This is a genomic window from Streptomyces sp. NPDC029122, assembly GCF_055569445.1.
This window is the reverse complement of record NZ_JBVHWK010000006.1, coordinates 88,029-107,600: the sequence shown is the minus strand read 5'-3', so window position 1 is coordinate 107,600 and position 19,572 is coordinate 88,029. Positions and strand designations below refer to the sequence as shown.

21 protein-coding genes are annotated in these 19,572 nt (G+C 70.0%); 4 read left to right on the top strand and 17 right to left on the bottom strand.

The window, feature by feature from the left end:
• Positions 1-65 precede the first annotated feature (65 nt).
• The 4 genes from ACZ4WZ_RS10110 to ACZ4WZ_RS10095 form a co-directional block, all read right to left on the bottom strand.
• Positions 66-707 carry a LysE family translocator gene (locus tag ACZ4WZ_RS10110; protein ID WP_467887633.1) on the bottom strand — a complete coding sequence of 214 codons (642 nt, stop codon included), beginning with the start codon at positions 705-707 and terminating at the stop codon, positions 66-68.
• Between the two features lie 70 nt (positions 708-777).
• Entirely contained in the window at positions 778-1,101 is a 324-nt protein-coding gene (locus ACZ4WZ_RS10105; RefSeq protein WP_267032613.1) for an STAS domain-containing protein, read from the bottom strand.
• A 157-nt stretch (positions 1,102-1,258) separates the two neighbouring features.
• Complete coding sequence (locus ACZ4WZ_RS10100; protein WP_467887630.1) at positions 1,259-2,107, bottom strand: 3-hydroxyacyl-CoA dehydrogenase family protein; 849 nt, start codon at positions 2,105-2,107, stop codon at positions 1,259-1,261.
• 160 nt (positions 2,108-2,267) lie between these two features.
• Positions 2,268-2,816: a hypothetical protein gene (locus tag ACZ4WZ_RS10095; protein WP_467887627.1), complete on the bottom strand. Its 549-nt coding sequence runs from the start codon at positions 2,814-2,816 to the stop codon at positions 2,268-2,270.
• A 107-nt stretch (positions 2,817-2,923) separates the two neighbouring features.
• Here ACZ4WZ_RS10095 and ACZ4WZ_RS10090 point away from each other — a divergent pair, with 107 nt between their 5' ends.
• On the top strand, positions 2,924-3,496 hold the full coding sequence (locus tag ACZ4WZ_RS10090; protein WP_467887624.1) for a cob(I)yrinic acid a,c-diamide adenosyltransferase: 573 nt from the start codon (positions 2,924-2,926) through the stop codon (positions 3,494-3,496).
• On the opposite strand, the gene ACZ4WZ_RS10085 is transcribed toward ACZ4WZ_RS10090, so the two are convergent.
• Positions 3,493-4,071: a hypothetical protein gene (locus ACZ4WZ_RS10085; protein WP_467887621.1), complete on the bottom strand. Its 579-nt coding sequence runs from the start codon at positions 4,069-4,071 to the stop codon at positions 3,493-3,495. The genes ACZ4WZ_RS10090 and ACZ4WZ_RS10085 overlap by 4 nt on opposite strands.
• 148 nt (positions 4,072-4,219) lie before the next feature.
• Between ACZ4WZ_RS10085 and ACZ4WZ_RS10080 the strand changes: the two genes are divergently transcribed.
• The 3 genes from ACZ4WZ_RS10080 to ACZ4WZ_RS10070 all read left to right on the top strand — a co-directional run bounded on the left by ACZ4WZ_RS10080 (position 4,220) and on the right by ACZ4WZ_RS10070 (position 8,098).
• Positions 4,220-5,416, top strand: a complete 1,197-nt coding sequence (locus ACZ4WZ_RS10080; protein WP_467887618.1) for a sensor histidine kinase — start codon at positions 4,220-4,222, stop codon at positions 5,414-5,416.
• A complete protein-coding gene (locus ACZ4WZ_RS10075; protein ID WP_467887615.1) occupies positions 5,413-6,078 on the top strand; it encodes a response regulator in 666 nt (221 codons plus the stop codon). Before ACZ4WZ_RS10080 ends, ACZ4WZ_RS10075 begins: the two co-directional genes overlap by 4 nt.
• Positions 6,079-6,202: 124 nt before the next feature.
• On the top strand, positions 6,203-8,098 hold the full coding sequence (locus ACZ4WZ_RS10070) for a glycosyl hydrolase family 18 protein (RefSeq protein ID WP_467887613.1): 1,896 nt from the start codon (positions 6,203-6,205) through the stop codon (positions 8,096-8,098).
• Between the two features lie 112 nt (positions 8,099-8,210).
• Here ACZ4WZ_RS10070 and ACZ4WZ_RS10065 read toward each other — a convergent pair whose 3' ends face one another.
• The 12 genes from ACZ4WZ_RS10065 to ACZ4WZ_RS10010 form a co-directional block, all read right to left on the bottom strand.
• Positions 8,211-8,657, bottom strand: a complete 447-nt coding sequence (locus tag ACZ4WZ_RS10065) for a DUF2550 domain-containing protein (RefSeq protein WP_467290514.1) — start codon at positions 8,655-8,657, stop codon at positions 8,211-8,213.
• 127 nt (positions 8,658-8,784) lie between these two features.
• Positions 8,785-9,159: a F0F1 ATP synthase subunit epsilon gene (locus tag ACZ4WZ_RS10060; protein ID WP_388939738.1), complete on the bottom strand. Its 375-nt coding sequence runs from the start codon at positions 9,157-9,159 to the stop codon at positions 8,785-8,787.
• A gap of 138 nt (positions 9,160-9,297) precedes the next feature.
• Entirely contained in the window at positions 9,298-10,740 is a 1,443-nt protein-coding gene (gene atpD / locus ACZ4WZ_RS10055; RefSeq protein ID WP_101390156.1) for a F0F1 ATP synthase subunit beta, read from the bottom strand.
• Positions 10,740-11,657 carry a F0F1 ATP synthase subunit gamma gene (locus ACZ4WZ_RS10050; protein WP_388939736.1) on the bottom strand — a complete coding sequence of 306 codons (918 nt, stop codon included), beginning with the start codon at positions 11,655-11,657 and terminating at the stop codon, positions 10,740-10,742. The genes atpD and ACZ4WZ_RS10050 overlap by 1 nt, the downstream gene beginning before the upstream one ends.
• Positions 11,658-11,677: 20 nt before the next feature.
• Positions 11,678-13,273 (bottom strand): F0F1 ATP synthase subunit alpha, encoded by a 1,596-nt coding sequence (gene atpA, locus ACZ4WZ_RS10045; protein WP_388939734.1) that lies wholly within the window; start codon positions 13,271-13,273, stop codon positions 11,678-11,680.
• A 134-nt stretch (positions 13,274-13,407) separates the two neighbouring features.
• Entirely contained in the window at positions 13,408-14,223 is an 816-nt protein-coding gene (locus tag ACZ4WZ_RS10040; protein WP_467887607.1) for a F0F1 ATP synthase subunit delta, read from the bottom strand.
• Positions 14,220-14,750 carry a F0F1 ATP synthase subunit B gene (locus tag ACZ4WZ_RS10035; RefSeq protein ID WP_362471677.1) on the bottom strand — a complete coding sequence of 177 codons (531 nt, stop codon included), beginning with the start codon at positions 14,748-14,750 and terminating at the stop codon, positions 14,220-14,222. Before ACZ4WZ_RS10035 ends, ACZ4WZ_RS10040 begins: the two co-directional genes overlap by 4 nt.
• A gap of 52 nt (positions 14,751-14,802) precedes the next feature.
• The gene (atpE, locus tag ACZ4WZ_RS10030; RefSeq protein WP_007266589.1) at positions 14,803-15,036 is read right to left on the bottom strand and encodes an ATP synthase F0 subunit C; all 234 of its coding nucleotides are present in this window, start codon (positions 15,034-15,036) and stop codon (positions 14,803-14,805) included.
• 82 nt (positions 15,037-15,118) lie between these two features.
• Positions 15,119-15,955, bottom strand: coding sequence for a F0F1 ATP synthase subunit A (gene atpB, locus ACZ4WZ_RS10025; protein ID WP_388940003.1), 837 nt, complete (start codon positions 15,953-15,955; stop codon positions 15,119-15,121).
• Between the two features lie 210 nt (positions 15,956-16,165).
• A complete protein-coding gene (locus tag ACZ4WZ_RS10020) occupies positions 16,166-16,603 on the bottom strand; it encodes a hypothetical protein (RefSeq protein ID WP_467887603.1) in 438 nt (145 codons plus the stop codon).
• Positions 16,604-16,889: 286 nt separating this feature from the next.
• Entirely contained in the window at positions 16,890-18,212 is a 1,323-nt protein-coding gene (locus ACZ4WZ_RS10015; RefSeq protein WP_467887600.1) for an MraY family glycosyltransferase, read from the bottom strand.
• Between the two features lie 116 nt (positions 18,213-18,328).
• Complete coding sequence (locus ACZ4WZ_RS10010; protein ID WP_467887597.1) at positions 18,329-19,558, bottom strand: serine hydroxymethyltransferase; 1,230 nt, start codon at positions 19,556-19,558, stop codon at positions 18,329-18,331.
• Between the last annotated feature and the right edge of the window lie 14 nt (positions 19,559-19,572).

Here is a 19,572-nt window from a genome sequence, read left to right as displayed (position 1 = left end):
GCCGTCACCGCAGGGGTGCCTTCACCACCGGACCGTTACGATTCCCGCCGATCTTCCGGCCGACCCTAGTCCTTTCGGCCGGTCACGGCCACGGTGACCCCGAGGCCGATCATGGCGAGCCCGCCGGCCCCGCCGACCGCGGAGAGCCTGCGCGGTGATCCGGCGAACCAGTCGCGGGCGGTGGCGGCGGCGACTCCCCAGACGCTGTCGGAGGCGATCGCGATGAGGTTGAAGACCAGGCCGAGCAGGAGCATCTGGAGCACGGCGTGGCCCTGCTCCCGGTCGACGAACTGGGGCAGCACGGCGGCGAAGAACACGGTGGTCTTGGGGTTGGCCACGCCGACCGCGAAGCCCTCCCCCAGGGTCCGCAGGCCGCCGGCGGCCGCGGGGACCTCCTCCGCGACGGCGGCGTACAGCGATCCGCGGCCCCGGAAGGCCTTGACGCCCAGGTGGACGAGGTAGGCGGCGCCGGCCAGCTTCAGGACGGTGAAGACGAGGACGGACCGCTCGACGACGGCTCCGACGCCGAGCGCCACGGCCACGACGAGCACGTACGATCCGAGCGTGTTCCCGGCCACCGTGATCAGCGCGGCCCGGCGGCCCTGCGCCAGCGCCCGTCCGACGACGAAGAGCACGCTGGGGCCGGGGATCAGGATCAGCAGGAACGACATGGCGGCGAAGGCCGCGAGCCGGTCGGTGGACACCATGGCCCCATGTAAGCGGAGGGCGTCCCGGGGACGCAGCCCCTTTTTCCCGCGCCCCGCCCCCTGCCCCGGATCAGACCCGGGGCAGGGTCTCCGCTTCCAGGCCGCCCTCGATCGCGAGGATGCGGTGCAGCCGGGTGGCGACGAGCAGCCGCTGCATCCGGTCGGGCACCCCGCGCAGGACCAGGCGCCGCCCGGTCCGCCCGGCCCGCCGGTGCGCTCCCATGATCACGCCGAGTCCGGTCGCGTCCCAGGAGTCGAGTCCGGTCAGGTCGAGCACGAGGTCGCCGTGGCCGTCGTCGAGGGCGGTGTGGAGGACCGTACGGGCGTCAGCCGCGCTGCGCACGTCGAGGCGGCCCCCGACAGCGAGTTCGGCGTGGTCGCCCCTGATGTGCATGTGTGCTCCCCGGCTTTACTGCGTACGTATGGTCCGACGGGTCCGTGATCGGCAACTCTCACTGCAACTGACTGCCGTGCGGGCGGTGAAGTTGCCGACCGTGAGCGAACCGATACCTAATTCACCCCGTAGGGTGCGGGGATTCGAACGTCCGTGCTCAGTGCTTGTAGAAGCCCTGGCCGCTCTTGCGGCCGATGTCGCCCGCGTCGACCATGCGGCGCATCAGCTCCGGCGGCGCGAACTTCTCGTCCTGGCACTCGGTGTAGATGTTGCTGGTGGCGTGGAGCAGGATGTCGACACCGGTGAGGTCGGCGGTGGCCAGCGGGCCCATGGCGTGCCCGAAGCCCAGCTTGCAGGCGATGTCGATGTCCTCGGCGGTGGCCACGCCCGATTCGTAGAGCTTCGCGGCCTCGACGACCAGCGCGGAGATCAGACGGGTGGTCACGAAGCCGGCGACGTCGCGGTTGACGACGATGCAGGTCTTGCCGACCGACTCGGCGAACGCGCGGGTGGTGGCGAGGGTTTCGTCGCTCGTCTTGTAGCCGCGGACCAGCTCGCAGAGCTGCATCATCGGGACGGGCGAGAAGAAGTGCGCGCCGACGACCCGCTCCGGGCGCTCCGTCACGGCCGCGATCTTGGTGATCGGGATGGCGGAGGTGTTGGAGGCCAGGATGGTGTCCTCGCGCACGATCTTGTCGAGGGTGCGGAAGATCTCGTGCTTGACCTCGAGCTTCTCGAAGACGGCCTCGACGACGATGTCCACGTCGGCGACCGCGTCGAGTTCGGTGGTCGTGGTGATCCGGGCCAGGGCCGCCTCGGCGTCCTCGGCGGTCATCCGGCCCTTGGAGACGAACTTGTCGTACGAGGCCTTGATGCCGTCCGTGCCCCGGGTCAGCGCGGCGTCGGTGACGTCCCGCAGGACGACGTCCCAACCCGCCTGAGCGGAGACCTGAGCGATCCCGGAACCCATCAGTCCCGCGCCGATGACGGCGAGCTTCCCAGCCACTGCACACCCCTTGCTGTTCTCAGTACGACCCGGCCTCGTAGCCTCTCCGGCGGAGACTAGCGTCCGTGAGGGGCCGAGTGACCGCGAAGTAACACGCGTCACGTCTCAGATGACGGACATCACACTGGTACGGCCCACCGGGCGTGCGCGGCCTCACAGTTCACCCGTCGGCGCCGTGCCCGTACCGGGCCTCCAGCTCCTGGATGCGGCCCAGTTCGCCGCACGCCGCCGCGAGATGGCCGAACTCCAGGGCCATCGCGGCACGGCCGGCGAGGTACTGGACGTCCTGCCGGGACGGCTCGTCCAGCTCCGACCAGGCGCAGAGCCGCCGTACGGTCCATGCCAGCCGGGACCGCAGCACGTGCGCGTCGTGGAGGTGCAGCCGCCCCGGAGGCAGCTCCGCGCGCAGCATGTCCTTGGCGTAGTCCCAGACCTGGGCGTCCCGCTCGGCGGGGCGCGGACGGCCCGGGTGGTGCGGGTGTGCGGCCCAGCGGTCGGCCAGGTCGCGCAGGTCGAGGCACCGGTCCAGGGCTTCGCCCAGGTCCCCGGCGGCGACCGCCGCCCGGCCCGCCTCGGCGGTCCGGGCGGCCCGGGCCAGTGCGCGGGCGGTCTGCGGGTCGTCGGGGCGGCGCGAGGCGAGGAAGCCCGCCAGCGTCTCGATCTCCTGGGCCGCCTCGGCCCGCCGCCAGATGTCGTACACGTCGTTCAACTCGTCGCTCTTCCGCTCCGGGGGCCGTCGGGCCCCGCGCGGACGGTACGTGAGGAGGAGGCGGATCCGCCCGGAATTTCTCCGGCGGGCCCGTCTACGCTGGCGGCATGGTGAACCTGACGCGCATCTACACCCGTACCGGCGACCAGGGCACGACCGCCCTGGGGGACATGAGCCGGACGCGGAAGACGGACCTGCGGATCTCCGCGTACGCCGACGCCAACGAGGCCAACGCCGCCATCGGGACGGCGATCGCGCTGGGGGCGCTGCCGGAGGAGGTCGTGAAGGTCCTGGTCCGCGTGCAGAACGACCTGTTCGACGTCGGCGCGGACCTGTGCACCCCGGTCGTGGAGGACCCGGAGTACCCGCCGCTGCGCGTGGAGCAGTTCTACGTGGACCGGCTGGAGGCGGACTGCGACGTCTTCAACGAGCGGCTGGAGAAGCTGCGGAGCTTCATCCTCCCCGGCGGCACCCCGGGCGCGGCCCTGCTGCACCAGGCCTGCACGGTGGTCCGCCGGGCCGAGCGCTCCACGTGGGCGGCGCTGGAGGTGCACGGCGAGGTGATGAACCCGCTGACGGCCACCTACCTGAACCGCCTCTCCGACCTCCTCTTCATCCTGGCCAGGACGGCCAACAAGGAGGTCGGGGACGTGCTCTGGGTGCCGGGCGGGGAGCGCTAGCGCTTGGTTCCGGCCGGTTCGGCGTCCCGGTCCGCGTCCGTGCCCGCCGGGGCCTTGCGGGGCCAGATCGAGTAGCTCGCGGCGATCACGCCCTGGATGCCGAGCACCCGCAGGGCGCCGGACTGCCAGGCCCGGAGCCCGCCGGTGGCGGCGTCGTCGCCGACGTACCAGATCCCGGCCTGGAGCAGCCCGATGGCGACGAGGGCGGCGGCCAGGGTCCGCGTCCACAGCTTCCACTCGTGGACCGCCCGCTCCTTGCCGTACTTGGTTCCGGGCGGCTTGGGGCCCCCGGCGAAGCGGTGGGCGGCGTGCCGGTCGAGCCACGTGACGGTGTAGTGCCCGTAGCCGACGGTGTAGCCGATGTAGAAGGCCGCGAGACCGTGCCTCCAGCTCGGCTCGCCGCCGTTCTTCAGGTCGATGAAGGACACCACCAGCAGCACGAGTTCCAGCAGCGGCTCCATCAGCAGCACCGCGGCTCCCAGCCTCGGCATTCCGGCCAGGTAGCGCAGCGCCAGTCCGCCCGCCAGCAGCACCCAGAAGCCGACCTCACAGGCGATGATCAGCCCGACCAGCATGACGGCTCTCCCTTCCTTCCTCGGATTCCCTTCCAGGTTTCCGGCCGCCGCGCCCCGCCGCGTCGTCGCCAGTGAGGAGAGTCCGCTGCACCCTTCGATGTAGCGCCGTCTCCGCCCCGGTGCCGAGGCCGCGCCGCGGCGGACCGTGTTGGATGGGACCGTGCTCCCGAAGATCCCCCGCCCGCACCGCGACGACGTCCTGCTCGCGGCGGTGAGCGTGTGCGCCGGCCTGCTGCTCTGGGCGCTGGGCGTGTACAGCACGCCCAGCCGGCACTTCCTGCCCGACTGGGCGGCGCTGGTCCCCCTGGGGGTGCTCGGCGCCCTGGAGCTGCTGCGCCGCTCCGCGCCCGCCCTCACCCTGCCCGTCGGCACCGTCGCCCTGGTCGCGGACCAGTTCACGGTCGGCAGCATCGCCAGCGTCATCATCTTCACCGACCTGATGTACGCGGCGGTGGTCTACGGGAAACCGGCCACGGCCCGGCGGCTCCCGGTCAGCACCGGTCTGATCACCGTGGCGGTCACCATCGGCTCCCTGGTGTGGCTGCGCAGCCCGCAGGCCCTGCTCATCGGCGTGGTCACCGGGATCGTGAGCTTCGCCCCGGCCCTGACGGGCGCCACCCTGCGCAACCACCGCGAGGCCGCCGAGGCCGCCCGGCTGCGCGCCGAGCAGACGGCGCTGCTGGCGGAGATGGACCGGACGCAGGCGGTGGCCGCCGAGCGCGCCCGGATGGCGCGGGAGCTGCACGACATGGTGGCCAACCACCTCTCGGCGATCGCCATCCACTCCACCGCCGCGCTGTCCATCGACTCCCCCGCCACCAGCCGCGATGCCCTCGGGGTGATCCGGGAGAACAGCGTGCAGGGGCTGGCCGAGATGCGCCGGCTGATCGGGCTGCTGCGGGACGCCGGGGCGGGGCAGGAAGCCGTCGCGGTGCCCTCCCTGGACGGTCTGGACGCCCTGCTGGGGCAGGCACGTACCAACGGGTCGGCGAGCGGGCTGGACTTCGTCCTGACGGACGAGCGGGCCGCGGGGCCGCCGCTGCCGGCCCCGGTGGAGCTGGCGGCGTACCGGATCGTGCAGGAGTCGCTGACCAACGCCCTCAAGCACGCGGTCCCCGGCACGGTCCGGGTCCGGGTGGCGCGGGGCGCCGGGCTGCTGACGGTGGCGGTGGACTCCCCGTACGGGGAGCGGCCGGGCCCGCGCGCGCCGGGTTCGGGGGCGGGGCTGATCGGCATGCGCGAGCGTACGGAGCTGCTGGGCGGGACGTTCGCGGCGGGCGCTTCGGGCAGGGTGTGGCAGGTGCGGGCGGCGCTGCCCGCCGGAGAGAGGGCGGTGCAGTCGTGACCATCAGGGTCGTCGTGGCCGAGGACCAGCAGGCGGTACGGGCCGGCCTGGTGCTGATCCTGCGCAGCGCGGGCGGTATCGAGGTGGTGGGAGAGGCGGCCGACGGCGAGGAGGCGGTGCGGCTGGCGGAGGAGCTGCGGCCTGACCTGGTCCTCATGGACGTGCAGATGCCGAGGCTGGACGGGGTGTCGGCCACCCGCCGGGTGGTGGAGCGGGGGCTGGCGGACGTGCTGGTGCTGACCACCTTCGACCTCGACGAGTACGTCTTCGGGGCGCTGCGGGCGGGGGCGGCGGGCTTCCTGCTGAAGGACGCGGACGCCGCGGAGCTGATCGCGGCGGTGCGGACGGTGGCGCGCGGCGAGGGGCTGATCGCCCCGGCGGTGACCCGGCGGCTGATCGCCGAGTTCGCGGCTCCGAAGGCGGTGCGCGCGCCGGTGCGGCCGGAGGCGGCCGCGGCGGTGGAGACGCTGACGCGGCGCGAGCGGGAGGTGCTGGGGGCGCTGGGCGGGGGGCTGTCGAACGCGGAGATCGCCGTACGGCTGGACATGGCGGAGGCCACGGTGAAGACCCACGTCAGCAGGCTGCTGGGGAAGCTGGAGCTGCGTAGCCGGGTCCAAGCGGCGGTTTTGGCCCAGGAGTTGGGGATCGATTCGGCCCCTTGAGGTGAGGTCTGGACCTCTTGACGCTTGGTCCAGACCTTTCTAGTCTCACCGCATCACTGTGGTGAGCGTGCCATGACAAAGATCGCAGCGAGGCGTGCTCACGGGCGGCGCAGGTCCCACCCCCATGTACCGGTCGGCCCCACGACCGGTACGGACCTCCGGAGGAGCACCCTTGAGCACAGCACCCCCACGACGCAACCGTCTGTTCAGGAGGCTGGCCGCCACCGTGGCCGCCCTCGCCCTGCCCGTCGCCGGCCTGGTCGGCCTGGCGGGCCCGGCGCAGGCCGCCGCCTCCGCGACCGCGACCTACACGAAGGTCTCCGACTGGGGCTCCGGCTTCGAGGGCAAGTGGACGGTGAAGAACACCGGCACCACCACCCTCAGCAGCTGGACCGTGGAGTGGGACTACCCGGCCGGCACCCGGGTGACCTCCGCGTGGGACGCCACCGTCACCAGTTCCGGCGACCACTGGACGGCCAAGAACGTCGGCTGGAACGGCACCCTCGCCCCCGGCGCCACCGTGAGCTTCGGCTTCAACGGCACCGGGCCCGGGGCCCCCGCCGGCTGCAAGATCAACGGCGGCTCCTGCGACGGCGGGTCCAGCCCCACCGACGGCCCGCCCTCGGCCCCCGGCACCCCCACCGCGACCGGCGTCACCGAGACCGCCCTGACCCTGTCCTGGCCGGCGGCCACCGACGACAAGGGCGTCAAGAACTACGACGTCTACCGCGACGGCACCAGGCTCACCACCGTCACCGGCACCACCTTCGGCGACCGCGGCCTGACCAAGGGCACCACGTACACCTACTCGGTCACCGCCCGTGACACCGCCGACCAGACCGGCCCCTCCTCCGCCACCCTCTCGGTGACCACCCCGGGCGGCGGCACCCAGCCCCCGGACCCGGGCACCAAGGTCAAGCTCGGCTACTTCACCAACTGGGGCGTCTACCAGCGCAACTACCACGTGAAGAACCTGGTCACCTCCGGCAGCGCGGCGAAGATCACCCACATCAACTACGCCTTCGGCAACGTCCAGAACGGCAAGTGCACCATCGGCGACGCCTACGCCGACTACGACAAGGCCTACACCGCCGACCAGAGCGTCGACGGCGTCGCCGACACCTGGGACCAGCCCCTGCGCGGCAACTTCAACCAGCTGCGCGAGCTCAAGGCCAAGTACCCGCACATCAAGATCCTCTACTCCTTCGGCGGCTGGACCTGGTCCGGCGGCTTCGGCCAGGCCGCGCAGAACCCGGCCGCCTTCGCCGACTCCTGCCACGCCCTGGTCGAGGACCCGCGCTGGGCGGACGTCTTCGACGGCATCGACATCGACTGGGAGTACCCGAACGCCTGCGGACTGTCCTGCGACACCAGCGGCGCCGCGTCCTTCAAGAACCTGATGTCGGCCCTGCGCGCCAAGTTCGGCGGCTCCAGCCTGGTCACCGCCGCGATCTCCGCCGACGGCTCCAACGGCGGCAAGCTCGACCTCGCCGACTACGCGGGGGCCGCCCAGTACGTCGACTTCTACAACGTCATGACGTACGACTTCTTCGGCGCGTGGGAGGCCAAGGGACCCACCGCCCCGCACTCCCCGCTGACCTCCTACGCCGGCATCCCCATCGCCGGCTTCAACTCCGAGGCCGCCGTCACCAAGCTCAAGGGCAAGGGGATCCCCGGCTCCAAGCTCAACCTCGGCATCGGCTTCTACGGCCGCGGCTGGACCGGAGTCACCCAGGACGCCCCGGGCGGCACCGCGACCGGACCCGCCCCCGGCACCTACGAGCAGGGCATCGAGGACTACAAGGTCCTCAAGAGCAGCTGCCCCACGACCGGCACCGTCGCCGGCACGGCCTACGCCAAGTGCGGAAGCAACTGGTGGAGCTACGACACCCCCGCCACCATCGCCGGAAAGATGACCTGGCTGAAGAACCAGGGCCTCAAGGGCGCCTTCTTCTGGGAATTCAGCGGCGACACCGCGAACGGCGAACTGGCCGACGCCATCCACACCGGGCTGCGGTGACCCCCACGCACCGCCCCGGCCCACGATCCCTCGTATGAGGGTACGAAGCCGGGGAGGCGGGACCGTCCCCCGCCTCCCCGGCTTCTTCACGTCCTGCGGGCCGTGCCCGCCCTCAGGCGACGTTCACCCGCTGCCCGGGCGGCGCGGCCTCCAGCCACGCCAGGAAACCGGTCAGCGCGTCCTCGCTCATCGCCAGCTCCAGGCGGGTCCCCCGGTGGGAACAGCCGAGCACGACGGCGTCGGACAGCAGGGCCAGCTCCTCCTCGCCCTCGGGCGCGCGGCGCGCGAGGACCTCGATGGAGGAACGCTCCAGCAGCCGGCGCGGGCGCGGAGAGTACGAGAAGACACGGAACCACTCGATCCGGTCACCGCTGTAGCGGGCGACCCCGTAGACCCACCCCTTGCCGGAGACGTCCGGCTCGTCGGTCACGCCCCAGCGCAGGCTGCAGTCGAAGGTCCCGCCGGACCGCTGGATGAGTCTGCGGCGCAACCCGAACACGAACAGCCCGATCACCACCAGGGCTACGACCAGGCCGCTCACAAGCAGAGCGAGGAGCATCTTCACCGACCTCCTCGCTCATCGAAAACCGCACAAACAAAAGTACGTACATCGCCTCAGCCGCGACCCGGTCCGGAAAATTCCGGACCTGACCGCGGCTGAGGTATCAAACTGTTCGGTACGGGGCTCAGTGCCCCGCGACCGCGCGCAGCCGGACATCGGCGCGACGTTCGGCGGCCGCGTCGGCCTCCGACTTCGCGCGCTCCAGTGCCCGCTCCGCCCGCTGGACGTCGATCTCGTCCGCGAGCTCGGCGATCTCGGCCAGCAGGGACAGCTTGTTGTCCGCGAACGAGATGAATCCGCCGTGCACCGCGGCGACGACAGTGGCGCCCTCGCTGGTACGGATGGTCACCGGGCCCGATTCCAGCACACCGAGAAGCGGCTGGTGACCGGGCATGACGCCGATGTCGCCGGACGTGGTGCGGGCGACGACCAGGGTGGCCTCGCCGGACCATACATTGCGGTCCGCCGCGACCAGCTCGACGTGCAGCTCAGCAGCCAAGGTGGCTCCTCGGGTCACCACCCGGCGGGTCAGCCGGGTGTTGGGTCAAATTCTAATGGGCGTGGGGAGAGGGACGGGACACCCGCCCCTCTCCCTGGGGACTGCGAACCGGGAGCGCTCCTCACGGAGCGCGCCGGATCAGGAGACGCCCAGCTCCTTGGCGTTGGCCTTCAGGTCCTCGATGCCACCGCACATGAAGAACGCCTGCTCGGGGAAGTGGTCGTACTCGCCGTCGCAGATCGCGTTGAACGCGGTGATCGACTCGTCGAGCGGAACGTCCGAACCGTCCACGCCGGTGAACTGCTTGGCGACGTGGGTGTTCTGCGACAGGAAGCGCTCGACGCGACGGGCACGGTGGACGACGAGCTTGTCCTCCTCGCCCAGCTCGTCGATACCGAGGATCGCGATGATGTCCTGGAGGTCCTTGTACTTCTGCAGGATCCCCTTGACGCGCATGGCGGCCGCGTAGTGGTCCGCCGCGATGTAGCGGGGGTCCAGGATGCGGGACGTGGAGTCCAGCGGGTCGACGGCCGGGTAGATGCCCTTCTCGGAGATCGGACGGGAGAGAACCGTCGTCGCGTCGAGGTGGGCGAAGGTGGTCGCCGGCGCCGGGTCGGTCAGGTCGTCCGCGGGGACGTAGATCGCCTGCATCGAGGTGATCGAGTGACCGCGGGTCGAGGTGATGCGCTCCTGGAGGAGACCCATCTCGTCGGCCAGGTTCGGCTGGTAACCCACCGCGGAGGGCATGCGGCCGAGCAGGGTCGACACCTCGGAACCGGCCTGGGTGTACCGGAAGATGTTGTCGATGAAGAAGAGCACGTCCTGCTTCTGCACATCGCGGAAGTACTCCGCCATGGTCAGACCGGCCAGGGCGACGCGCAGACGGGTGCCCGGGGGCTCGTCCATCTGGCCGAACACGAGCGCCGTCTTGTCGATGACGCCGGAGTCGCCCATCTCCTCGATGAGGTCGTTGCCCTCACGGGTACGCTCACCGACACCCGCGAACACCGACACACCGTCGTGGTTGTTGGCGACGCGGTAGATCATTTCCTGGATCAGAACGGTCTTGCCGACACCGGCACCACCGAACAGACCGATCTTTCCACCCTTGACGTACGGGGTGAGGAGGTCGATGACCTTGACGCCGGTCTCGAACATCTCGGTCTTCGACTCGAGCTCGTCGAAGCTCGGGGCCTTGCGGTGGATCGGCCAGCGCTCGGTGACCTCGGCGTTCGCCTCCGGGTAGTTGAGCACCTCACCCAGGGTGTTGAAGACCTTGCCCTTGGTGAAGTCACCGACGGGGACGGTGATGCCCTCGCCCGTGTCGGTCACCGGGGCCTGGCGGACCAGGCCGTCGGTCGGCTGCATCGAGATGGTGCGGACGAGGCCGTCACCCAGGTGCTGCGCGACCTCGAGGGTCAGGGTCTTGAGCTTGCCGTCCTCGGCCGGGTCGGCGACCTGGACCTTGAGGGCGTTGTAGATCTCGGGCATCGCGTCGACGGGGAACTCCACGTCGACGACCGGGCCGATGACCCGGGCGACGCGGCCCGTGGCGGCGGCCGTCTCAACAGTGGTCGTCATTACTTGTCACTCCCCGCGGTCGCGTCGGCCATGGCGCTCGCGCCACCGACGATCTCGCTGATTTCCTGGGTGATTTCGGCCTGGCGGGCCGCGTTGGCAAGCCGGGAGAGGCTCTTGATGAGGTCTCCGGCGTTGTCGGTCGCCGACTTCATCGCGCGGCGGCGGGCGGCATGCTCGGAAGCGGCCGACTGCAGCAGTGCGTTGTAGATGCGGCTCTCGACGTAGCGCGGCAGAAGGGCGTCGAGGACGTCCTCCGCCGACGGCTCGAAGTCGAACAGCGGAAGGATCTCGCCCTTCGTACCGCTCTCCTCCGCAGCCTGGTCGAGGCTGAGCGGCAGCATCCGGCCGTCCACCGCGTTCTGCGTCATCATCGACACGAATTCCGTGTAGACGATGTGCAGCTCGTCGACGCCGCCCTCGGCCGTTTCCGTCTGGATGGCCTCGATCAGCGGCGCCGCGACGCGCTTGGCGTCGGCGTAGGCCGGGCTGTCGGTGAAGCCGGTCCACGAGTCCGTGACCTTGCGCTCACGGAAGCCGTAGTAGGCGACACCCTTGCGGCCGACGATGTAGCTGTCGACCTCCTTGCCCTCCGCCCGCAGCCGCTCGGTGAGCCGGTCTGCCTGCTTGATGGCGTTCGAGGAGTAGCCGCCGGCCAGACCGCGGTCGCTCGTGATGAGCAGGACCGCGGCGCGGGTCGGCGTCTCGACCTCGGTGGTCAGGGCGTGCTTGGTGTTCGAACCGGTCGCCACCGCGGTCACCGCGCGGGTGAGCTCGGTCGCGTACGGCATCGATGCCGCCACCTTGCGCTGCGCCTTGACGATGCGCGAGGCGGCGATCATCTCCATCGCCTTGGTGATCTTCTTGGTCGCCGTGACGGCACGGATGCGACGCTTGTAGACCCGGAGCTGCGCTCCCATGAGTCAGGTCCCTTCCGTCGTCACTTGGAGACGTTGACGGCCGGCGCGTCCTCGCCCAGGAGCTTGCCGTCCGAGGTCTCGAACTGGCGCTTGAAGGCGGCGATGGCGTCGGCGATCGACGTCAGGGTGTCGTCCGACATCTTGCCGCCCTCGGCGATGGAGGTGAGGAGGTCCTTGCGCTCGCGGCGCAGGTGCTCCAGCAGCTCCGACTCGAAGCGACGGATGTCGTTGACCGGGACGTCGTCCATCTTGCCGGTGGTGCCGGCCCAGACGGAGACGACCTGCTCCTCGACGGGCATCGGCTGGTACTGGCCCTGCTTCAGCAGCTCGACCATGCGCTTGCCGCGCTCCAGCGAGGCCTTCGACGCGGCGTCCAGGTCGGAACCGAAGGCGGCGAACGCCTCCAGCTCGCGGTACTGGGCGAGGTCGACGCGCAGACGGCCGGAAACCTGCTTCATGGCCTTGTGCTGCGCGGAACCACCGACGCGGGAGACCGAGATACCGACGTTCAGCGCCGGGCGCTGGCCCGCGTTGAACAGGTCGGACTCCAGGAAGCACTGGCCGTCGGTGATGGAGATGACGTTGGTCGGGATGAACGCCGAGACGTCGTTGGCCTTGGTCTCGACGATCGGCAGACCGGTCATCGAGCCGGCACCCATGTCGTCGGAGAGCTTCGCGCAACGCTCCAGCAGACGGGAGTGCAGGTAGAAGACGTCACCCGGGTAGGCCTCGCGGCCCGGCGGGCGGCGCAGCAGCAGCGACACGGCGCGGTAGGCGTCGGCCTGCTTCGACAGGTCGTCGAAGATGATCAGGACGTGCTTGCCGGCGTACATCCAGTGCTGACCGATGGCGGAACCGGTGTACGGCGCCAGGTACTTGAAGCCGGCCGGGTCGGACGCCGGGGCGGCGACGATCGTCGTGTACTCGAGCGCGCCGGCCTCTTCCAGGGCGCCGCGAACGGACGCGATGGTCGAGCCCTTCTGGCCGATGGCGACGTAGATGCAGCGGACCTGCTTGTTCACGTCGCCGGAGCGCCAGTTGTCACGCTGGTTGATGATCGTGTCGACGGCCAGGGCGGTCTTGCCGGTCTGGCGGTCGCCGATGATCAGCTGACGCTGGCCACGGCCGATCGGCACCATCGCGTCGACGGCCTTGTAGCCGGTCTGCATGGGCTCGTGCACCGACTTACGGACCATGACGCCCGGGGCCTGCAGCTCGAGGGCGCGGCGGCCTTCGGTCGCGATCTCGCCGAGACCGTCGATCGGGTTGCCGAGCGGGTCGACAACGCGGCCGAGGTAGCCCTCGCCGACGCCTACGGAGAGAACCTCACCGGTGCGCTGCACCGGCTGGCCCTCCTCGATACCGCTGAATTCGCCGAGGACGATCGCACCGATCTCGCGCTCCTCGAGGTTGAGGGCGAGACCGAGGGTGCCGTCCTCGAACTTCAGCAGCTCGTTCGCCATGGCGGAGGGCAGGCCCTCCACCTTCGCGATGCCGTCGCCGGCAACGCTGACCGTTCCGACCTCCTCGCGCGAGGCCGCGTCCGGCTGGTACGACTGGACAAAGGTCTCCAGTGCGTCCCGGATCTCCTCCGGCCGGATCGTGAGCTCCGCCATCTGGGTTCCCTGCTCTCCTTGTTGGGCCTGAAGCTTCTTAGGGGTCTGGGGGTGACCCCCAGGAATCTTCTGCAAGTTCTGCACGGCCCAACCGGGCCGCTAGGAATGCTTTGTATCTGTGTGGTGGCGGCTGGTCAGCCGGCCATGCGGCGCGACGCCTCGGCGAGGCGGTCCGCGATGGTGCCGTCGATGACCTCGTCGCCGACCCGCACCGAGATCCCGCCGAGGACCGCGGGGTCCACGTCGAGGTTCAGGTGCATCTGGCGGCCGTACAGCTTGGCCAGCACCGCGCCGAGACGCTGCTTCTGCACGTCGCTGAGCGGAACCGCGCTGGTCACGGTGGCGACCATGCGGTCACGGCGCTCGGCGGCGAGCTTGGAAAGGGACTCGAGTCCCGCTTCCAGGCTACGTCCACGCGGGTGCGTGACGAGACGGATGACCAGACGCTCGGTGACGGCGTTCACCTTGCCGCCGAGCAGGCCGCGCAGCAGCTCGCTCTTGGCGGTGCCGGTGGCGGCACGGTCGGTCAGCGCGGAGCGCAGCTCGGTGCTCGAGGAGACGATCCGGCCGAAGCGGAAGATCTCGTCCTCGACGTTGTCGAGCCCGTTGCCCTGCTGGGCCGCCGTGAGGTCGGCGGTGGCCGCCAGCTCCTCCAGCGCGTCCACCAGGTCGCGGGACTGCGACCAGCGGGAGCGCGCCATGCCGGACACCAGGTCGAGGGTTTCCCCGCCCACCTGGCCGGACAGCAGCCGGCCGACGAGCTCGGCCTTGGCCTCGCCGGACTGCGCCGGGTCCGTGATGACCCGACGCAGCGAGACCTCACGGTCGAGCAGCGCGGTGACGGCTGCCAGCTCACCGGCGAGCTTCGCCGCGTCGACGGACGTGTTGTCCGTCAGCGCGTCGAGACGCTCGCGCGCGGAGGCCAGCGCCTCGCGGCTCGCTCCGTTCATCGGGCCGCCTCGGCCTTCTCCTCAAGCTCGCTGAGGAAGCGGTCGATGGTGCGGCTCTGGCGGGCGGCGTCCTCGAGGGACTCGCCGACGAGCTTGCCGGCCAGGTCGGTGGCGAGCTTGCCCACGTCCTGACGCAGCGCCTGAGCGGCGGCCTTGCGGTCTGCCGCGATCTGGGCGTGACCGGCAGCGATGATCTCCTCACGCTGCCGCTGGCCCTCTGCGCGCAGTTCTTCCTTGAGCGCAGTGCCCTGCTCCAGCGCGTCCTGGCGCAGGCGCGCGGCCTCGTGCCGGGCTTCGGCGAGCTGGGCCTTGTACTGCTCCAGCACGCTCTGGGCCTCGGTCTGAGCGGCTTCGGCCTTCTCGATACCGCCCTCGATCTGCTCGCGGCGCTCGTCCAGAACCTTGTTGATGTTCGGGAGGAGCTTCTTCGCGAGGAAGCCGAAGACGATGACGAAGGCGATCAGACCGATGACGAGCTCGGGGATCGGCGGGATGAGAGGGTTTTCCATCTCAGCCGCGAGAACCATGAGGTTCACATCAGTGCCTTTCGTCTAGTGGGCTGTTCGTCGAGACCGAGGATCAGGAGCTCGGGTAGACGAACGGCATGACCAGACCGATCAGGGCGAGCGCCTCACAGAAGGCGAAGCCGAGGATCTGGTTGGCGCGGATCAGGCCGGCGGCCTCGGGCTGGCGGGCGAGGGCCTGGGTGCCGTTACCGAAGATGATGCCGACGCCGACGCCGGGGCCGATGGCCGCGAGACCGTAACCAACGGAGCTGAGGGAGCCGGTGACGGCGGCAAGGGTCTGGGACATGCCAGTTCTTCCTTCTCTTTCACGGACCGGTGGGGGTTGGCCACCGGACGAATACGGGGGGCTGAGCGGGGGCGGGCCTGGCTCAGTGGTGCTCGGCGAGCGCGCCCTGGATGAAGCTGCAGGCCAGGAGGACGAAGACGTACGCCTGGACGGCCTGGATGAAGAGCTCGAAGGCGGTCATCACGATCACCATCACGAACGACACGCCGGCGTAGGCGATGCCGATGCCGTTCAGCAGGTACCAGCTGGCGATCGTGAAGAGCAGCAGCAGGGTGTGACCGGCGAACATGTTCGCGAAGAGTCGGACCGCGTGGGTGAACGGGCGCACCAGGACGTTCGAGAAGAACTCGATGACCATGATGAGCGGCAGGACGCCGCCCAGGCTCTTGTCGTAGCCGGTGAGGTTCTTCAGGCCGCCGACGAAGCCGTGGCGCTTGAAGGTGACCGACATCCAGATCACGTAGACGATCAGCGCGAGGACGGCCGGGTACGCGATGATCGAGGTCACGGGGAACTGTGCCACCGGGACGATCGACCAGACGTTCAGGATCCAGACGAAGAAGAACAGGGAGACCATGAAGGGGACGTACTTCTCGCCCTCCTTCTTGCCCAGCGTCTCGTAGACGATGCCGCGGCGCACGAAGTCGTAGCCGGCCTCGCCGACCATCTGGAGCTTGCCGGGGATGATCTTCGCCTTGCCGAAGGCGGCCCAGAAGAAGGCCACGATGATGACGGAGCCCAGGAGGGCCAGCAGCATCGGCTTGTTGAAGTAGGCATTGCTGCCGGCTTCGCCCCACAGCGGCTCGAAGAGGAACGAGTGCAGGCCCGGGCCGGGGAATCCACATCCGTCGAAGATGTGACAGTCGGTCTCGAAGGCGAGGACCTGCGTCGGGTCAGCACTCACCGCGGGCTCCTTCAGCGTGGCGCATAGGTACGGCAACCTCGTTGTGTCGGCGCGGCGCGCAGCCGCGGTTCGGCACTGGACTGGTGTAACGGATGTGGGGGCGGCAGTCAGGCATCGAGCCTCGCGATGGAACAGGCGTCAGCTCAGATGCCCGCGCCCGCAGTGCCGCAGTTGGAACCGGACGATAGCAGCATCTCGAACGCACACTTATCCCGGCCCTACCCCTCACGACTTCGACCCCGGGTTCTCGGGCTTTTCACCCTTCGTCGAGTCCGGCTCGACGTACAGGATCTTCGCCTTCATATGAGCACGCGTCTGTGCGCCGATCCACACCAGGGTGGCGGCGACGAGCGTGATGGCGAAAGCCCGGGGGTGGAACAGCGTCGTGTTCTTGAACACGGCGAGAAAGACGAAGAGCAGCAGGATCTGCGCGGCGTAGAGCATGAGGCCCATGGCCTGGAACAGGTGCGGCAGGGATTTCGCCGTGCGCTGCAGGACGACGAATCCGAGTCCCATGAAGACGATCACGACCGCGGTCGCGACGACGGAGCCGACTGCGCCCTTGCCCCCGACGACCAGACCGCTGATCACGGCCGCGACGGCGCCGGCGAGAGCGGTGGGTACGGCGGTTTGCAGGAGGGATCGGACGTCATCTGACCGCATGGCGGTTTGCTCCGCGTGGTGGTGGGGGCACGGACTCGTACGGGAACTCGTACGGGGACGAGCGTAAGCCCGGTCCGAGCGAGAGCCTCGGGCCAATGGACCGTCGCACTACGGTCCTTCGGCTCTGTCACCGGGTTTAGTGAACGGTATCACAAACTATTTGATGAGAGCTTTACCTGCCCGGTGTGCTGACTGTCACACATGAGAGCTAACGCGCCCGTGTGTGCAGGACAAGACGACTCATTGTCTGGTAAAGGGCGCCCATGTCGGACATGTACCCGCGCCGTCAGCGAGCCGATCCGGCCTTACGCCGGTCGGGGAGGCGCGAACGGGGGCCTACCGCGGTCGCGCCGTTGACGCCCGACACCCCCGCCACGACGGGCCGTGCGGGCACCGGCTCCCGGCCCTCGTCGTCCCGTACGGCCGCCTCCGCGGCCCGCTCGGCGTGCCGGTAGCGCGGCGGTACCAGGCCCTCGGCCCAGCGCGGCGCCCGCGGGGTGAAGCGCGGCATCAGGAGCAGTACGAGGCCCAGGGCGCTCAGCGCTGCGAGGGAGAGGACGATCCACATCGAGGCCGAATGCACCGAATAGGCCACCGTGCCGAATGCGATCAGGCCCGACCAGAAATACATGATGAGTACGGCACGGCTGTGGGAATGCCCCAGTTCCAGCAGCCGGTGGTGCAGGTGGCCGCGGTCCGCGGCGAAGGGGGACTGGCCGTTCCAGGTGCGCCGGACGATGGCCAGGACCAGGTCGGCCATCGGAATGGCGATGATCGTCAGAGGCAGCAGCAGCGGAATGAAGACCGGCAGCATCGCGTGGGTCGCGTTGCGCTCACCGCCGACGAAGAGGGCCATCGTGTCGGGGTCCACCTGCCCCGTGATCGAGATGGCCGAGGCGGCCAGCACCAGACCGATCAGCATCGAGCCGGAATCCCCCATGAAGATCCGGGCCGGGTGCATGTTGTGCGGCAGGAAGCCCAGGCACATGCCCATCAGGATCGCCGCGAACAGGGTCGCGGGAGCGGCGGATTCGATGCCGTAGCCGAACCAGATCCGGTAGGCGTAGAGGAAGAACGCGCACGTGGCGATGCAGACCATGCCCGCCGCCAGACCATCGAGGCCGTCGACGAAGTTCACCGCGTTGATCGTGATCACCACCAGCGCCACGGTGAGCAGGGTGCCCTGCCACTGGGTGAGCGCCACGGTGCCGATGCCCGGAACCGGAATCCACAGGATGGTCAGGCCCTGCATGACCATCACGCCCGCGGCGATCATCTGGGCGCCCAGCTTGATCAGGGCGTCGAGCTCGAACTTGTCGTCCAGGACGCCGATCAGCCAGATCAGCGCCGCACCCGAGAGCAGGGCCCTGGGCTCGTTCGACCGCTCGAAGACCCCGTTGAGGTTCTGCAGGTGGTCGGCGATCAGCAGCCCCGCGCACAGGCCGCCGAACATGGCGATCCCGCCCAGCCGCGGGGTCGGCTCCCGGTGCACGTCGCGCGCGCGGATCTCCGGCATCGCGCCGGCCGCGATCGCGAACTTCCGCACGGGCCCGGTCAGCAGGTAGGTCACCGCGACCGTGACGCAAAGCGTCAGCAGGTATTCACGCACTGGCTGCCCCAGATGTATCGCCGGCCATCTCAGCCCCACACATTAGCCGCGATGTCACCAGGGACGAGGACGCGCCTGGGCCCCGTTCCGGTTGCACTACGCCATACTCGTCCCGGTTACGCCCCGTACGGGGGAAATCCACTGGTCAGGTCGGCCACCTTCGCCCGCGTTCCCGCCGCTTCCCCGCGCAGCGCCGCCGCGAACAGCTCCGCGATCACGGACATCTCCGGCTCCCCCATCCCCTGCGTGGTGACCGCCGCGGTGCCCAGGCGGATGCCGCGCTGGTCCCCGTACGGCAGCGCGCAGGTGTCCAGGACGATCCCCGCGGCGGCCAGGCGGCCGCGCGCCGTCGGCCCGTCGACGCCGAGCGCGGCGGGGTCGGCGCTGACGAGGTGGGTGTCCGTGCCGCCGGTCGTCACGGCGAACCCGCGCCGCTCCAGGGCGGCGGCCAGGGCGCGGGCGTTGGCGACCACCCGGTGGGCGTACCGGCTGAAGGCCGGGGCGGCCGCCTCGCCGAAGGCCACCGCCTTGGCGGCGATGGTGTGCATCTGGGCGCCGCCCTGGGTGAAGGGGAACACCGCCCGGTCGACGCGCTCCGCGAACTCCGCGCCGCACAGGACCATCCCGCCGCGCGGGCCGCGCAGCACCTTGTGGGTGGTCGCGCAGACCAGGTCCGCGTACGGGACGGGGCTGGGCGCCGCGCCGCCGGCGACGAGCCCGATGGGATGGGCCGCGTCGGCGATCAGGTGGGCCCCGACCTCGTCGGCGATCTCGCGGAACGCCGAGTACTCGAGGTGGCGGGGGTAGCAGATCGACCCGCACACGATGGCCTTGGGGCGGTGCGTACGGGCGAGCCGCTGCACCTGCTCGTAGTCGACGAGCCCGGTCTCCGCGTCGACCCCGTACCCGACGAAGTCGAACCAGCGGCCGGAGAAATTGGCGGACGACCCGTGCGTGAGGTGCCCGCCGTGCGCCAGCCCCATCGCCAGGACGGTGTCCCCGGGCCGCAGCAGCGCCGCGTAGGCGGCCAGTACGGCCGCGGAGCCGGAATGCGGCTGGACGTTGGCGTGCTCGGCCCCGAAGAGCGCCCTGGCCCGCTCCACGGCGGTCCGCTCGGCGAGGTCCGCGTACTCGCAGCCCCCGTGGTAGCGGGCGCCGGGATACCCCTCGGCGTACTTGTTGGAGAGCGCGGAGCCCAGCGCCGCGAGCACGGCGGGCGAGGTGAAGTTCTCGGCGGCGCTCATCTGCAAGGTGGTCGCCTGCCGCTGCCGCTCCCCTTCGAGGATGTCGGCCATCTCCGGATCCTGCTGCCGCAGGAGGTCCGCCTGCTGGGTGGTGACAGTCATGGCACGACTCCCGC

Bases quoted from the DNA above. Each gene is read 5' to 3' on its own strand.
- atpA (WP_388939734.1), bottom strand. From the start codon at position 13,273: ATGGCGGAGCTCACGATCCGGCCGGAGGAGATCCGGGACGCACTGGAG.
- ACZ4WZ_RS10040 (WP_467887607.1), bottom strand. From the start codon at position 14,223: ATGAACGGAGCGAGCCGCGAGGCGCTGGCCTCCGCGCGCGAGCGTCTC.
- atpE (WP_007266589.1), bottom strand. From the start codon at position 15,036: ATGTCCCAGACCCTTGCCGCCGTCACCGGCTCCCTCAGCTCCGTTGGT.
- ACZ4WZ_RS10050 (WP_388939736.1), bottom strand. From the start codon at position 11,657: ATGGGAGCGCAGCTCCGGGTCTACAAGCGTCGCATCCGTGCCGTCACG.
- ACZ4WZ_RS10065 (WP_467290514.1), bottom strand. From the start codon at position 8,657: ATGCTCCTCGCTCTGCTTGTGAGCGGCCTGGTCGTAGCCCTGGTGGTG.
- ACZ4WZ_RS10105 (WP_267032613.1), bottom strand. From the start codon at position 1,101: ATGCACATCAGGGGCGACCACGCCGAACTCGCTGTCGGGGGCCGCCTC.
- ACZ4WZ_RS10035 (WP_362471677.1), bottom strand. From the start codon at position 14,750: ATGGTTCTCGCGGCTGAGATGGAAAACCCTCTCATCCCGCCGATCCCC.
- ACZ4WZ_RS10020 (WP_467887603.1), bottom strand. From the start codon at position 16,603: ATGCGGTCAGATGACGTCCGATCCCTCCTGCAAACCGCCGTACCCACC.
- ACZ4WZ_RS10085 (WP_467887621.1), bottom strand. From the start codon at position 4,071: ATGCTGGTCGGGCTGATCATCGCCTGTGAGGTCGGCTTCTGGGTGCTG.
- ACZ4WZ_RS10090 (WP_467887624.1), top strand. From the start codon at position 2,924: ATGGTGAACCTGACGCGCATCTACACCCGTACCGGCGACCAGGGCACG.
- ACZ4WZ_RS10070 (WP_467887613.1), top strand. From the start codon at position 6,203: ATGTACCGGTCGGCCCCACGACCGGTACGGACCTCCGGAGGAGCACCC.
- ACZ4WZ_RS10110 (WP_467887633.1), bottom strand. From the start codon at position 707: ATGGTGTCCACCGACCGGCTCGCGGCCTTCGCCGCCATGTCGTTCCTG.
- ACZ4WZ_RS10010 (WP_467887597.1), bottom strand. From the start codon at position 19,558: ATGACTGTCACCACCCAGCAGGCGGACCTCCTGCGGCAGCAGGATCCG.
- atpD (WP_101390156.1), bottom strand. From the start codon at position 10,740: ATGACGACCACTGTTGAGACGGCCGCCGCCACGGGCCGCGTCGCCCGG.